The sequence below is a fragment of the Bradyrhizobium sp. USDA 4510 genome (assembly GCF_054059095.1).
The window spans coordinates 164,228-177,685 of record NZ_JBSSBT010000001.1 but is presented as its reverse complement, the minus strand read 5'-3'; the positions used below and the strand labels follow the sequence as shown (position 1 = coordinate 177,685).

The following is a 13,458-nucleotide window of genomic DNA, read 5'->3' as shown; positions in this document are numbered from 1 at the left end:
TGAGTGATCGGGGCAAGGCTTCGTCAATCATGCGGGCCAACCTCTTGTCAATCATGGCACGAGGTGAGGAGGGGTTAACCAGGCTTTTTAAGGGGGAACGGACATCGCTCGGCTAGGCTCTCACCCAACGACCGGGAACAAAATCCCGGCGGGGAGACAGAGCTTTGAGGCGTCAAACACCAACAAGCGGAATCAATTCCGCCGGGTCGAGCTGCGCGTTGCGGCTCGACCCACTTTCCCTTCCGCTCAGCTTCCACGCGCAGGACGCGCGCGCGGATGGCGGCATGCGGCAGGTCGAGCTTCATCGCGAACACGTCGTGCTGCGCCGTGCCGTTCTCGGCATGCGGATGGCGGTCAATGTTCGCGTCAGCGACTTTCTCGGCGTCGCGGTGCGCGGCATCGACGACGCGCAGATGCTGGTGCTGGTTCACCGCGATCCCGCGCTCAGCGTTCCGCTCGGCTCCAGTTCTGACGCCGAGGAGATCAGCTCCGCCTGGCAGATGTGGAGCGACATCTTCCGTCTCCCGCAACTGACCGAGCCGGCGCCGCGGACGCCCTCGCCGCGCCGCCGTCGCCGCAACGCGATCCGCGCGCGGAGACCCAAATTCCTGGTCCGCCGCCGCGCCGGTGTCAGCCTCAACGGCACCAGCATACATCGCGGCGAACGCGAGATCATCGCGCGGGATTAATCTGACCGTCTCGCTCCATTTGCCTCACAATCGGTGTCGTCCCGGCGAAGGCCGGGACCCATACGCCGCAGCAGATGTCGTTGACGGGACTCGTCGTTCCAGCGTCGCACAACAAGAAGCATTGGTGGTTATGGGTCCCGGCCTTCGCCGGGACGACGGCGAGTTTGTGGCGCGGCCGCCGAATCATGGGTTTGTACGCTTCGCTCCGCCCATCCTGCGAAGTCATCACGCCGCGCGCAGCACCGCGTCGACGACGAGGCTCGCGAACAGGATCAAGCCGGCGTCGCGGTTGGACTTGAAGATGCGCAGGCAGAGCGCGCCATCGCTGATGTCGAGCCGCCGGACCTGCCAGGCGAGATGCAACGCAAACGCCGCCAGCCCGATCCAGGCCGGCCAGCGCGCCCCTGCGAGTGCGAACGCCACGCCGATCAAGAGCACGGCGAGACCATAGAAGATCACGAGCGCACGATGGGTGCGTGCACCGAACAGGCGCGCGGTGGATTTGACGCCGATCAGCGCATCATCCTCGGCGTCCTGATGGGCGTAGATGGTGTCGTAGGCGATCACCCAGGCGATCGATCCGGCGTAGAGCGCAATCGCGGCCAGATCGATGCGCTCGAGCGTCACCGCAAATCCCATCAGCGCGCCATAGGAGAAGGCAAGGCCGAGCACGACCTGCGGCCACCAGGTGATCCGCTTCATGAACGGGTAGATCGCGACGATCAGAAGCGAGGCGATGCCGGTCATCACCGCGAAGCGGTTGAACTGCAGCAGCACGAGAAGCCCGATCAGCGCCTGCAGGACCATGAAGACCACCGCCTGCGTCACCGTGACCTGCCCGGCCGGGATCGGCCGCGACCGCGTGCGTTCGACCTTGGCGTCGAGATCGCGATCGGTGATGTCGTTCCAGGTGCAGCCGGCACCGCGCATCACAAAGGCGCCGATGAAGAACAGCAGGACCACGAGCGGCAGCGAACGCACATCATGCGCGACGCCGGCGGCGAGCGCCGCCGACCACCAGCACGGCATCAACAGCAGCCAGGAGCCGATCGGCCGGTCGTAGCGCGCAAGCCGCAGATAGGGCCGCGTCCAGACCGGCGCATGGGTATCCACCCAGTTGCCTGTGGAGTCGGCAACGCGGGTGGAGACATCGCTCATGGGTGATCCCTCAACGGGTGAGGACGTTGCCGTTCAGCGTATCGAAGGTGCTGCCGCCCTTCTTGGTCGGCGTCGCTTCCGGCAGCGAGGCGGACGAACCGAGTACGTCGCTCAAGCTCGGCCCCGCTGGCCCACGCGGCTGCGCCGCCGCCTGCTCCGCGACATTGCAGACCTTCTTCAGCAGCGCTTCGGTATTCTTGTGTCCGGCCTTGAGCTGGTCGGCGATCTGCGGCGGAATTCCGCACTTCTGTGCGTTGGTGTCGACATATTTAATCATCTTGATCTCGGCCTGGCTGTAATTGCCGATCAGCTTGCAGGCCTCCTGGGGGCTGGCGTGGCGATCGCTCGCCGCCTTGATCGCCTTGCCGCGCTTCTCCGCATCCTCGCGCAGCGGCGTGAAATTCTTCATGCAGGCGTCGGCGGCACCACCACCACCCGCACCCGGCGGGGGCGGCGACGACAGCCCGCCGCCGGCGATGGGGGCCGCGCCACTGCTCGGAAATGCCGACGGCGTGGCACCGACCCTGGCCGCCGGCGCGCCGTTGACCGGCGGGAATGCGGAATCCGAGGCGGTTCCGGCCTGGCTTGGACGCATGCCATTGACCGGCGGAAACGCGGGGTCGGACGCGGTGCCGGCCTTACCGGCCTGATTGGGCAACGGGGCCGGAAAAGCGCTCTGGGCAGCAGCTTGCCCCGCGGACAGGGCGGTCGCAGCAACGGTCAGCACGATCAGACGGCGGATCATCGAGGGTGTTTCTCCGGCAAAAGGTCCAGGCAACCCCAGCGCAACAAAAACGAAGCAACGAATTTTGGGGGCGTTTTACGATTCCTGTGAGGCCTTAACAACCCGTGGATTTGGGCGACAGCGCGGCGTAGGGCCACACCGGCCATATTAAATTGTTCCCCGATTCTAAGCCTTTAGGCTACGAACGGCGGTAAAATGGACCATCAAATTTGCCTGAACAGGATTTTCGGTAAGGCCCCGGTTTGGATTCATGGGCCGACGCCGCGGGCGACCGAACAGCAAAAGGGACCGCGTGCAAGCGGCCCCTTGGACTAAAGAAATGACTTGGTGACAGAAGCAATATATCGACGCTCAATATTGCCTGGCTGGCGAGTTCCTGAGGAGTCCGCGGGATTACGGTGTCGCGCAGTTTGGTAAACTGGCCACACCGCACTGAAGCCGCCTCGGATATGCCTGAACTCGATTTCCGCAGCCCCCGCCTGTTTGTCGACGCCCCGCTCGGCGCCGGCGCAACCGTTCCGCTCGAACGCGATCAGAGCAACTATCTCGGCAACGTGCTGCGGCTCGGCGCCGGCGACAGCGTGCTGGTGTTCAACGGGCGTGACGGCGAATGGCGCGCCGAGATTTCCGGCCGCAAGCGGGCCGACATGCTGACGGTCGCGGCACAGACCCGCGCGCAGGACCGGCTGCCCGACGTCACCTATGTGTTCGCGCCGCTGAAGCATGCGCGGCTCGACTACATGGTGCAGAAGGCGGTCGAGATGGGCGCCGCGCGGCTGGTGCCGGTGCTGACACGCTTCACCCAGGTGTCGCGGGTCAACGGCGAGCGGATGCGCGCCAATGCGGTCGAGGCCGCCGAGCAATGCGGGATCATCTCGCTCGCCGAAGTCGCCGATCCCCTGCCCCTCGAACGTTTCCTGGCGGGCCGCGATCCGGCGCGGCTGCTGGTGTTCTGCGACGAGGCGGCCGAGGTCGAAAGCCCGGTGCAGGCGCTGGCGGCGGCAACGGCTGCGAATGCCGGGATCGATGTCCTGATCGGTCCGGAAGGCGGCTTTGCCGAGGAGGAGCGCGCGCTGCTGCTGCGCCAGCCCGCCATCCTCCGCCTCGCCCTCGGCCCGCGCATCCTGCGCGCCGACACCGCCGCGGTCGCCGCGCTGGCGCTGGTACAGGCGGCACTGGGGGACTGGCGAGGAAATGGGCCACACACTCCCTCCCCGTCAACCTGAGGTGCGAGCCTCTTCGGCGAGCCTCGAAGGATGCACGGCCCGGCTGGTGGCCGTCGATCCTTCGAGGCTCGCTGCGCTCGCGCCTCCAGCGACAAAGGCGAAGCCTTTGCGCCGGGATGACGGAACCTGCAGCTCGCTTACCCGATGAAAGCCGAGGACAAACATCTGCCCCTAGCCAAGCCGTCGCAAAATCGTTAACGCACGCAATCATTAAGCCACTTGGCCGATCGCTGTCGAAACCCCGATCCGGCCATGGTAAGGGCTGCCCCGAACCACCCTTGGAACCCGCGCCGGAACCTGGTCCGGACCTATTGGACGTCGAGATGACCGAAGCTGCCGCACCACGATCCGCCGCCGGATCCGCCGTCTGGGCGGATGCGCTGCTGGCCTCGTTCGCGCAGGCCGGCTATCAGAGGTCCGAGCCCGCGATCCTGCAGCCGGCCGAGCCGTTCCTCGATCTCTCCGGCGAGGACATCCGCAAGAGCCTGTACCTGACGACGGACCCGAGCGGCGAGGAGCTCTGCCTGCGCCCGGACCTCACGATCCCGGTGGCGCGCGACTACCTCGCCTCCGCCCGCGCCGGCCAGCCGGCCGGCTTCAGCTATCTCGGCCCCGTGTTCCGCTATCGCGGCGGTGCGCCGAGCCAGTTCCTGCAGGCCGGCATCGAATCGTTCGGGCGGCAGGACCGCGCCGCGGCCGACGCCGAGATGCTGGCGCTGGCGCTGGAGGCGACCACGGCGTTCGGGTTGAAGGACGTCGAGATCCGCACCGGCGACGTCGCGCTGTTCAACGCGCTGATCGATGCGCTCGACCTCTATCCGGTGTGGCGGCGCCGGCTGATCAAGGACTTCAACCGCAAGGTCTCGCTGACCGACGACATCGAGCAGCTGACGCTCAAGACCGCGCCGGGCCGCAACGAATATGAGGGCGTGCTCGCCGCGCTGGCCGGCTCCGACCGCAAGGCGGCGCTGGCGCTGGTCACCGATCTGATGTCGATCGCCGGCACCACCAATGTCGGCGGCCGCACGGTGGCCGAGATCGCCGACCGTTTCCTCGAGCAATCGACGCTGAAGGGCGGCGCACTGCCGCGCGATGCGGTCGCGACCATCAAGCGCTTCCTGGCGATTGCGGGCGATCCCGACGACGCGGTCGCGCAATTGCGCGCGCTGGCTGGCGACGCCAAGCTGAACCTTGCAGTCGCGATCGACCAGCTCGAGAGCCGGATCGGCTTCATGGCCGCGCGCGGCATCGACATCCGAAAGACCCGGTTCTCCACCGCGTTCGGCCGCGGCCTCGACTATTACACCGGCTTCGAGTTCGAGCTGCACGCCAAGGGCAACGGCGCCGAACCGCTGGTCGCCGGCGGGCGCTATGACGGGCTGATGACGCAGCTCGGCTCGGCGGCTCCGATCCCCGCGGTCGGCTTCTCGGTCTGGATCGAGGCGATGACCCGGCATGGCCAGGCCACCTCCTTCGGAGCCGCCCAATGAGCACGCCCTTCGTCGTCGCCGTGCCCTCCAAGGGGCGGCTGCAGGAAAACGCCGAAAGCTTCTTCGCCCGCGCCGGGCTGACCTTGTCGAAGGCCGGCGGCGCCCGCGACTATCGCGGCACCATCTCCGGCGTCGACAATGTCGAGATCGCCTATCTCTCGGCGAGCGAGATCGCGGCCAATCTGGCTCGCGGCTCAGTGCATCTCGGTGTCACCGGCGAGGACCTGGTGCGCGAGAGCATTCCCGATGCCGACAAGCGCGTGCTGATGATCGAAGGCCTCGGCTTCGGCTTTGCCAATGTCGTGGTCGCGGTGCCGCAGGCCTGGATCGACGTCCGCACCATGGCCGATCTCGACGACGTCGCAAGCGGCTTCCGCGAGCAGCACAATCACCGCATGCGGGTGGCGACCAAATACATCAATCTGACGCGCGGCTTCTTTGCCAAACACGGCGTCGGCGACTACCGCATCGTCGAAAGCGCCGGCGCCACCGAGGGCGCGCCCGCCGCCGGAACCGCCGAACTGATCGTCGATATCACGACAACCGGGGCGACGCTTGCCGCCAACGGGCTCAAGGTGCTCGACGACGGCGTCATGCTGCGCAGCCAGGCCAATCTGGTGGCGTCCAAGGATGCCGACTGGTCGAAGGGCGCCCGCGAGACCGCGCGCGTGATCCTCGACCATATCGCTGCGCGCGCCCGCGCCAGCAAGTATCGCGAGGTCCGCACCCGCTTCGCCGGCTGCAACGATGCGCTGCTCTCCGAGGCGCATAACCGTTTCGGCGTGGTCGCCCCGTTCGGCGGCCCGACCTCGTCGGGCATGCTTACGCTGCACTGCCCACCGGGCAAGCTCTACGCGCTCGGCAGCTTCCTGCGCGAGCACGGCGCCGAAACCGTGTCGGTGGTGTCGCTGGACTATGTGTTCGACCGCGAGAACCCGCTGTTCGCCAGGCTCGAGGCGTTCCTGCGACAATGAGGCGGCCACGCCGTTCATGTTGGCGACAGCTACCCTGCGGTACCATATTGTGTTCGAGGGATCTCTCGTTTTGACGCGGTTTCTTCGTGCGAGGCGGAAGGTCATTTCGCTCGAAAACGCTCTAGTTCTGGAACCTGACCGATGATGCTGGGCTCTGACGTTTCCAGCCTGACCACGACCGCCAAGACCGCCGCCGGGCAGGGTCTGTCGATCGTCGTGCCCGTCTACAACGAGGCGGCCGGGCTTGCTGCGTTGCATGAGCGGCTGATCAACCTCGCCAGGACGCTGCGCGCCCGCTATGGCCTCGCCTGCGAGGTGATCTATGTCGATGACGGCAGCGCGGACAACACGCTGATGATCGCGCGCGGCCTGCCCGCCGACGGGCTCGACCTGCAGGTGGTGTCGCTGTCGCGCAATTTCGGCAAGGAGGCGGCGCTGATGGCCGGCCTCGACCACGCCCGCCGCGGCGCGGTGCTGTTCATGGATGGCGACGGCCAGCATCCGCCGACGCTGGTGGAGCAACTGGTCGCGCACTGGATCGATGACGGCTACGACGTGGTCTATACGGCGAAGGCGCATCGCGACAATGAATCGGCCGCGCGGCGGCTGGCCGTGCGCGGCTTCTACGCGCTGATCAACTGGGGCGCCCGGCAGCAGATCCCGGAGGATGCCGGCGACTTCCGTCTGCTGTCGCCGCGCGCGGCCGCGGCGCTGCGGCAATTGCCGGAGCGCAACCGCTTCTTCAAGGGCCTCGCCAGCTGGATCGGCTTCCGGCAGATCCGCGTCGACTACGAGCCGGCGCCGCGCGCGCATGGCGTCACCACCTTCAATGCCGGCCGGCTGATCGGCCTGTCGATCGAGGGCCTGACCTCGTTCTCGGTGGCGCCGCTGCGCTTCGCCAGCCTGCTCGGCGCGCTGCTCGCCGGCGTAGCGTTCCTGTTCGGCCTCTCGATCCTGTGGGAAGTGCTGACCACCGGCAAGCAGGTCCCCGGCTATCCGTCGCTGATGATCGGCATGATGACGATCGGCGGCGTGCAGCTGATCATGATCGGCATCGTCGGCGAATATATCGGCAAGATCCTCTCCGAGTTGAAGGCGCGGCCGATCTACTTCGTCGCCGAGCACACCGAGAAGCACGCCGACGGCGGCGCGGCGCAAAATGCCTCCGAGCGGACCGCCGCGGAATGAACACCGATACGCCGCGCCGGATCTGGCTGTGTGCTGACGATTATGGCTTGAGCGACGGCGTCAACCGCGCGATCCGCGACCTGATCGAGCGCGGCCGCCTCAATGCGACGTCGGTGATGACGGTGACGCCGGCGATCGGCCGCGATGCGGCCAGCGCACTCACGGCGTCGGTGGCGAACAGCCCGCGCTGCGCGATCGGGCTGCATGTGACGCTGACCGCGCCGTTCCGGCCGCTGACGATGCATTTCCGCCCGCTCGACAGCGACATGTTCCTGCCCTTCCCGCGGCTGCTGCGCGCCGGGCTGATGCATCGGCTCGACGCCGAACTGGTCCATGCCGAGGTGCTGGCGCAGCTCGACGCCTTCCATGATCTGTTCGGCCGCGCACCCGACTTCGTCGACGGTCACCAGCACGCGCAGCTGTTCCCGCAGGTGCGCGACGGCTTCCTGCGCGCCGTGAAGGAGCGCGCGCCGGGCGCCTGGGTGCGGCAGTGCGGCCGCGAAGGCCCGCTGGCGCGCCAGCTGGCGGCGCCGAAAGCGCTGGTGCTGAACGTGCTCAGCACGCAGTTCCGGATCAAGGCGCAGCGAGCAGGCCTGCGGTTCAATCCGGCCTTCGCCGGCGCCTATGATTTTACGCGCGGCAATGATTTCGCGGCGCTGATGCAGGGCTTCCTCGACGGCATGCCCGAGGACGGACTCGTGATGTGCCATCCCGGTTTCGTCGACGAAACGCTGAAGAGCCTCGACCCGCTGACGACGCAGCGCGAGATCGAGCGTGCCTATCTCGCAGGCGACGATTTCCCCGCGCTGCTGGCCCTGAATAAAGTTACACTGGCCTGACAAGGCTCATAGGAATCCGCCGGTCGTATTGTCGCATACATAAATTTAATTCTGGCCCCCACTCCTTGCGCCACAAACCCCGTCCTACATCTCGGACGCGCCGATTCGATCGACGCGATGGAGAACGCCATGACACCGCAAGAACGCCAACTGATCGACGATCTCTTCGACCGGCTCGCCAAGCTGGAGAATGCCCCGCGCGACGGCGAGGCCATGTCCGCGATCATGCAGGGCCTGCGCAGCGCGCCGAATGCGGTCTACGCGCTGGTGCAGACCGCGCTGGTGCAGGACGAGGCGCTGAAGCGCGCCCATGACCGGATTCAGGAACTCGAGGCCGCGGTCGGCCAGCAGCAGACAGCCCAGCAGCAGGGCGGCGGTTTCCTCGATTCGATGCGCGATGCGATCTTCGGCGGACAGGGCCAGCAGCATGGTTCGGTGCCGCCGGTGCGGGCACCCGACATGGGCGGCCGCGATCCGGGCAGCCGCCCGGTCTGGAACTCGGGCCAGGCGATGCAGCAGGCCGGCGGCGGCTATGGCCAGCCTTACGGCCAGCCCGCGCAACCCTACGGCCAGGGCTATGGCGGCCCGCAGCCGCCGGCACTCGGCGGCGCGCCGGGTGGCGGTGGCGGCTCGTTCCTCGGCACGGCGGCGGCGGCCGCGGCCGGCGTGGTCGGCGGCGGACTGTTGCTCTCCAGCATCCGCGGCATGATGGGTGGCGGCAGCCACCAGTCGATGGCCGATGCCGCCGGCCTCGGCGGCGGTTCGCGTCCCTGGGGCGGCGACCAGTCGTCGAGCGACCTCGCGCGCGACGCCGGGGTCAACGACATCGGCTCCAACCGCGACAGCGGCTCGCGCGCCGGCGCGTTCGACCAAGCGCAGGCCGACCGGGACAGTGACGATGATCAAGACGCCGACGACTTCGACAATGATGACGACGGCTTCGACGGCGGCGGCGACGGCGACGACAGCAATTACGCGTAAGCGTCTCACCTGAAACACAAACGGCCGCTCCATCGAGCGGCCGTTTTCATTTGATCAGTCGTAGCCTGGGCGGAAGCTGTTCTCCTTCCCCCTGAAAGGCAGGGGTGTCCGGGGAATGATTCACTGTGTCGCGGTGCATGCTCGGCAGGACCGAGGCAAATCGGTCTTTTCTGGTTGTCGAGACACAGAGGGCCGAGCATGCGATATCGCGGTAGCATTTTTGGAAGGCTGCTTGAACCGATCAATCGACGGCAGTTTCAGACGGTTGTGGATCGTCTGGACGGGGATGCCTACGACAAGTCGTTCAGGAGCTGGGATCATCTGGTGGCGCTGATCTATGCCCAGCTTAGCGGCAACAGCAGTCTGCGCGGGGTGGTGACTGGCTTCAACGCCAATTCGCAGCATCACTATCACTTGGGAACCGGCAAGCTGTCGCGCTCGACGTTGTCCGATGCCAATGCCCGCCGTCCGATCGGCATTTTCGCGCAAACCTTTGCGGCGCTGTCGGCGATGGCGCGTCGCCAGCTGCGGAGTGAAGGCATGGAGATGGTGCGTCTGATCGACGCCAGTCCGATCCCGCTCGGCAAGGTCTGCAGTTGGGCGACGTGGAACGGCCGCATCCGCGGCATGAAGCTGCATGTCGTCTACGACCCAAGGAGCGATGTCCCGACCTGCGTCGAGATGACGGCCGCGAACGTCAATGACATCGAGATCGGCCGACAGACCCCAATCCAGCCCGCCACCACCTATGTGTTTGACAAGGGCTATTGCCGTTTCGACTGGTGGCAGAAGATCAATGATAGCAAGGCTTTCTTCGTTACCCGGGCGAAGACGAGCATCCGTCTTCGCTCGCTCAGGCATCGCGCCATCCGCAAGCGTAACGGGGATGGCTTCGAAATCCTTGCCGATGACGAGGTGAAGCTCACCAGCAAGGGCGATTCGCGCCTTCCAATCCCGCTCCGCCGCATCAAGATCAGACGCGAGAAAGGCGGCAAGATCACACTCCTGACCAACGACCTTGCCCGTAGCGCCGTCGAGATCGCCGCCCTCTACAAGAGCCGATGGCAAATCGAGCTGCTGTTCCGCTGGATCAAGCAGCATCTCGATATTCGCAAGTTCCTCGGCGCCAACGACAACGCGATCCGCCTTCAGGTGCTCGCTGCGATGATTGCCTACCTGCTGCTGCGCATCGCCGCTCACACCAACTGCATCAAAATGCTCCCGCTCAGGTTCGCCGAACTCGTCGGCCAGCTCCTGCTCACGCGTCGATCCCTCGCTGCCATCGACAAACCTCCGCCCATCAACCCCAGCCGTCGGAAATCAACCATCTCACCTGACCAGATGGAGCTCCGCTATGCCTGAATTTCCCCGGACACCCCTGCCTGAAAGGGGGAAGGTCGGGATGGGGGTCAGCCACAAACGCCGCTGCTCGTGGAGAGAGATGATCCCCACCCGCTTTGCTCTGTTGAGCAAAGCGACCTCCCCTTTTCAAGGGGAGGTTGACGCATCGTGCGGCTCGCTGTCCCGGATTTCGCTTCGCTCCATCCGGGCTACAACTTCACATCACAACGACCCTGGCCCCGACATTGACGCGGCCGTAGAGGTCGATGACGTCCTCGTTGCGCATCCGGATGCAGCCGGACGAGACGTTGGTGCCGATCGTCCAGGGCTCGTTGGAGCCGTGGATGCGGTAGAGCGAGGAGCCGAGATACATCGCGCGGGCGCCGAGCGGATTTTCCGGGCCGCCCTCCATGTGCCGCGGCAGATCGGGACGGCGCGCCAGCATTTCCGGCGGCGGCGTCCAGGCCGGCCACTCCTTCTTCGCCGAGATCGTCTTGACGCCGGCCCAGGTGAAGCCGGGCCGGCCGACGCCGATGCCGTAGCGCAGCGCGCGGCCGTCGCCCTGCACCAGATAGAGAAACTTGTTCGGCGTATCGACGACGATGGTGCCGGCGCTTTCCTTGCCGCTATAGTCGACCAGTTGCTTCTCGTATCTCGGATCGAACGGACGCTGCGCCGGATCGCCCGCGGCCTCTTCCTGCTGCCGGAGCATCTGCTGCTGCGGATCCATCGGCGGCAGCTGACGGTTGCCATAATAGCCAGGCTGCTGCTGATACGGCTGTGGCGAATAACCCTGCGACGACGGCGCATCGCCGAACAGGAATTCGATGAAGCCGCCGCCCATGTTGGAGCGCTGCGGCTGCACATAGGCGGTGCGCATCGGCGGCTGCGGAGCGCCCTGATTGGCATAGATGACGGCGGGCCCGGCGGGCGCTGCCGCGTCGATCGCCATGGCGTGATGGGGAACGGCAATAAGAGAAGAAGCGCCGGCGAGCAGCGCAAGCGTGGTTTTCCTGAACATCGACGTACTCTGTACTGGTTTCGTCGTGACGTGATGCGCGCGGCGCCGACTTTGCGCCGTTGCACGTGGTCAATAAGCAATGAAAACCGCATCGGTTTGGTAAACGGATCGGCCGTTTCGATTCACCACATCGGCAATGGAGCGCGGTTTTCCCCGACAGCGTTTATTTTGCGTGAACGGCGCGGCAGCATGGTTAATCGCCGGTATCGCCGCGCTTGCGCGCTATCCGCGCAAACAGTTCCGGCGTGAACCTGACGTTAAATCCGCTCTGTCTAGAACGGACTTCAGTGAAGGGGCGGGAATGAAAATCATGTCAGTGAAGCGCAAGCGTTTTCGTGTCGAGCAGGCGATGGGCGAGGTTGTGATGCCGGAGCCGGATGTTACGGGCGGCGCCGATCTCGGTCCGATGCATCGCGAGATCATGGCCGAGCTTCGCTCGATCCGCGCCCAGATGGCCGCAGCCCCGGCACAGCGCACCGGCGACAGCGTCGATGCGGCGGTCGCCCGCGAAGTCGCCGAGACCCACGCGCTGCTCGAGACCTACCGTGCGCAGGTCGAACAGTGCGAGAAGCTCAAGGTCGAGCTCGACCTGATTCACGACGCGATCAGCCGCACCAAGCGCGAGATCGCCGTGCTGCACGGCAAGAGCTTCAACGGCGAGGAGATGGCCAAGGTCAATGGCGAGCTCGGCGCCGTGGTCGGCGGCACCGAACAGGCCACCCAGCAGATCCTCGAGGCGGTGGAGGCGATCGACCAGGCCGCGTCCGCGCTCGCCAACAACGTCACGCCCGACCAGCAGAAGCGGCTCAGCGAAGATATTCAGGAGCGTGTGGTCTCGATCTTCGAGGCCTGCAACTTCCAGGACCTCACCGGCCAGCGCATCAGCAAGGTGATGCAGACGATGAAGTTCATCGAACAGCACATCAACGAGATGATGAACATCTGGGGCGGCGTCGACGCCATCAAGTCGCACGTCCCGGCGATCGTCGACACCCGCGAGGGCGATGCCCGCCTGCTCAACGGTCCGAAGCTCGACGGCGACGCCGGCCACGCCTCGCAGGACGACATCGACGCGATGTTCAACTGAGGTTCGTCAGATCAACACGAAAAACGCCGGCCCTCGGGCCGGCGTTTTGTTTGAGCGATCGTGCAACTCCCGCGAGGATCGCCGCCTCGCCCTCCGCGCAAGCCGATGGTCGCAACGCGTCGGATCGGTCAAGGCGACTTACCAATCGCAGCATTCTTTATCCTCCGTCGCCATACAACATCGCCATACTGGCTGCCGGCTGGCTCGCCATCTCGCTCGCGCTCGGAGCGGTGGTTGCGCACGCCGTATTCCGGCGCGGTCGCGTCACCTATCATCGGATCATCGGCGCGGCCCTGCTGTATCTGCTGATCGGGCTCGGCTTCGGGACGCTATTCGTCTTCCTCGGGTTGTGGTTTCCGGACGCATTCAAGGGAATGAATTTCGAGGATGACTCAGCCCCTGCGAACTCGGTCTATTATCTCAGCTTCGTCACGCTCACTTCTACGCGGCTACGGGGACATCATCCCTGTGCACCCGCTAGCGCGCAGCCTGTGCAATGTCGAGAGCGTGATCGGCCAGCTTTACCCGGCCACGCTGCTGGCGAGGCTCGTTACGCTCGAACTGAGAGGCCAGGGCTCATAAGGCTTGTATTTCACGCTGCGAACCCGGCTCGCGCTACTTCGGGCTTCGGGCGACCGAGCCTCGCTCCCTTGGCACAAACCGCCCTATCGCCTTCAAGTTTTCCGACGTAGATTAGGTGCCCGATGGAAGGGATCGTT

Annotated in this window: 12 protein-coding genes; 9 read left to right on the top strand and 3 right to left on the bottom strand. The window is 65.7% G+C overall.

Annotated elements, in window-relative coordinates:
- The first annotated feature begins 164 nt into the window (after positions 1-164).
- Positions 165-689 carry a DUF6101 family protein gene (locus tag ACVMDN_RS00855; RefSeq protein WP_057016649.1) on the top strand — a complete coding sequence of 175 codons (525 nt, stop codon included), beginning with the start codon at positions 165-167 and terminating at the stop codon, positions 687-689.
- Positions 690-914: 225 nt separating this feature from the next.
- Here ACVMDN_RS00855 and ubiA read toward each other — a convergent pair whose 3' ends face one another.
- On the bottom strand, positions 915-1,847 hold the full coding sequence (gene ubiA, locus ACVMDN_RS00850; RefSeq protein ID WP_057016651.1) for a 4-hydroxybenzoate octaprenyltransferase: 933 nt from the start codon (positions 1,845-1,847) through the stop codon (positions 915-917).
- Between the two features lie 10 nt (positions 1,848-1,857).
- The gene (locus ACVMDN_RS00845; RefSeq protein ID WP_057016652.1) at positions 1,858-2,592 is read right to left on the bottom strand and encodes a hypothetical protein; all 735 of its coding nucleotides are present in this window, start codon (positions 2,590-2,592) and stop codon (positions 1,858-1,860) included.
- Positions 2,593-3,041: 449 nt separating this feature from the next.
- On the opposite strand from ACVMDN_RS00845, the gene ACVMDN_RS00840 reads away from it, so the two are divergent.
- From ACVMDN_RS00840 to ACVMDN_RS00810, 7 genes are all read left to right on the top strand, one after another.
- On the top strand, positions 3,042-3,818 hold the full coding sequence (locus ACVMDN_RS00840) for a 16S rRNA (uracil(1498)-N(3))-methyltransferase (protein WP_076825582.1): 777 nt from the start codon (positions 3,042-3,044) through the stop codon (positions 3,816-3,818).
- Between the two features lie 323 nt (positions 3,819-4,141).
- Entirely contained in the window at positions 4,142-5,308 is a 1,167-nt protein-coding gene (locus tag ACVMDN_RS00835) for an ATP phosphoribosyltransferase regulatory subunit (RefSeq protein ID WP_076825593.1), read from the top strand.
- Positions 5,305-6,282, top strand: a complete 978-nt coding sequence (gene hisG / locus ACVMDN_RS00830; protein ID WP_076825584.1) for an ATP phosphoribosyltransferase — start codon at positions 5,305-5,307, stop codon at positions 6,280-6,282. The genes ACVMDN_RS00835 and hisG overlap by 4 nt, the downstream gene beginning before the upstream one ends.
- Before the next feature lie 141 nt (positions 6,283-6,423).
- Positions 6,424-7,470, top strand: a complete 1,047-nt coding sequence (locus ACVMDN_RS00825; protein WP_057016655.1) for a glycosyltransferase family 2 protein — start codon at positions 6,424-6,426, stop codon at positions 7,468-7,470.
- The gene (locus tag ACVMDN_RS00820; protein WP_076825586.1) at positions 7,467-8,309 is read left to right on the top strand and encodes a ChbG/HpnK family deacetylase; all 843 of its coding nucleotides are present in this window, start codon (positions 7,467-7,469) and stop codon (positions 8,307-8,309) included. The genes ACVMDN_RS00825 and ACVMDN_RS00820 overlap by 4 nt, the downstream gene beginning before the upstream one ends.
- Positions 8,310-8,438: 129 nt before the next feature.
- The gene (locus ACVMDN_RS00815; protein WP_076825594.1) at positions 8,439-9,290 is read left to right on the top strand and encodes a DUF2076 domain-containing protein; all 852 of its coding nucleotides are present in this window, start codon (positions 8,439-8,441) and stop codon (positions 9,288-9,290) included.
- A 198-nt stretch (positions 9,291-9,488) separates the two neighbouring features.
- Positions 9,489-10,652, top strand: coding sequence for an IS4 family transposase (locus ACVMDN_RS00810; protein ID WP_057015126.1), 1,164 nt, complete (start codon positions 9,489-9,491; stop codon positions 10,650-10,652).
- A 196-nt stretch (positions 10,653-10,848) separates the two neighbouring features.
- On the opposite strand, the gene ACVMDN_RS00805 is transcribed toward ACVMDN_RS00810, so the two are convergent.
- Entirely contained in the window at positions 10,849-11,652 is an 804-nt protein-coding gene (locus ACVMDN_RS00805; protein ID WP_076827521.1) for a L,D-transpeptidase, read from the bottom strand.
- A 310-nt stretch (positions 11,653-11,962) separates the two neighbouring features.
- On the opposite strand from ACVMDN_RS00805, the gene ACVMDN_RS00800 reads away from it, so the two are divergent.
- Positions 11,963-12,739, top strand: a complete 777-nt coding sequence (locus tag ACVMDN_RS00800) for a protein phosphatase CheZ (protein ID WP_076827745.1) — start codon at positions 11,963-11,965, stop codon at positions 12,737-12,739.
- The last annotated feature ends 719 nt before the right edge of the window (positions 12,740-13,458 follow it).

Coding starts and splice junctions, on each gene's coding strand:
- ACVMDN_RS00820 (WP_076825586.1), top strand. CDS start 7,467: ATGAACACCGATACGCCGCGCCGGATCTGGCTGTGTGCTGACGATTAT.
- ubiA (WP_057016651.1), bottom strand. CDS start 1,847: ATGAGCGATGTCTCCACCCGCGTTGCCGACTCCACAGGCAACTGGGTG.
- ACVMDN_RS00835 (WP_076825593.1), top strand. CDS start 4,142: ATGACCGAAGCTGCCGCACCACGATCCGCCGCCGGATCCGCCGTCTGG.
- ACVMDN_RS00815 (WP_076825594.1), top strand. CDS start 8,439: ATGACACCGCAAGAACGCCAACTGATCGACGATCTCTTCGACCGGCTC.
- ACVMDN_RS00800 (WP_076827745.1), top strand. CDS start 11,963: ATGTCAGTGAAGCGCAAGCGTTTTCGTGTCGAGCAGGCGATGGGCGAG.
- ACVMDN_RS00810 (WP_057015126.1), top strand. CDS start 9,489: ATGCGATATCGCGGTAGCATTTTTGGAAGGCTGCTTGAACCGATCAAT.
- ACVMDN_RS00805 (WP_076827521.1), bottom strand. CDS start 11,652: ATGTTCAGGAAAACCACGCTTGCGCTGCTCGCCGGCGCTTCTTCTCTT.
- ACVMDN_RS00840 (WP_076825582.1), top strand. CDS start 3,042: ATGCCTGAACTCGATTTCCGCAGCCCCCGCCTGTTTGTCGACGCCCCG.
- hisG (WP_076825584.1), top strand. CDS start 5,305: ATGAGCACGCCCTTCGTCGTCGCCGTGCCCTCCAAGGGGCGGCTGCAG.
- ACVMDN_RS00845 (WP_057016652.1), bottom strand. CDS start 2,592: ATGATCCGCCGTCTGATCGTGCTGACCGTTGCTGCGACCGCCCTGTCC.
- ACVMDN_RS00825 (WP_057016655.1), top strand. CDS start 6,424: ATGATGCTGGGCTCTGACGTTTCCAGCCTGACCACGACCGCCAAGACC.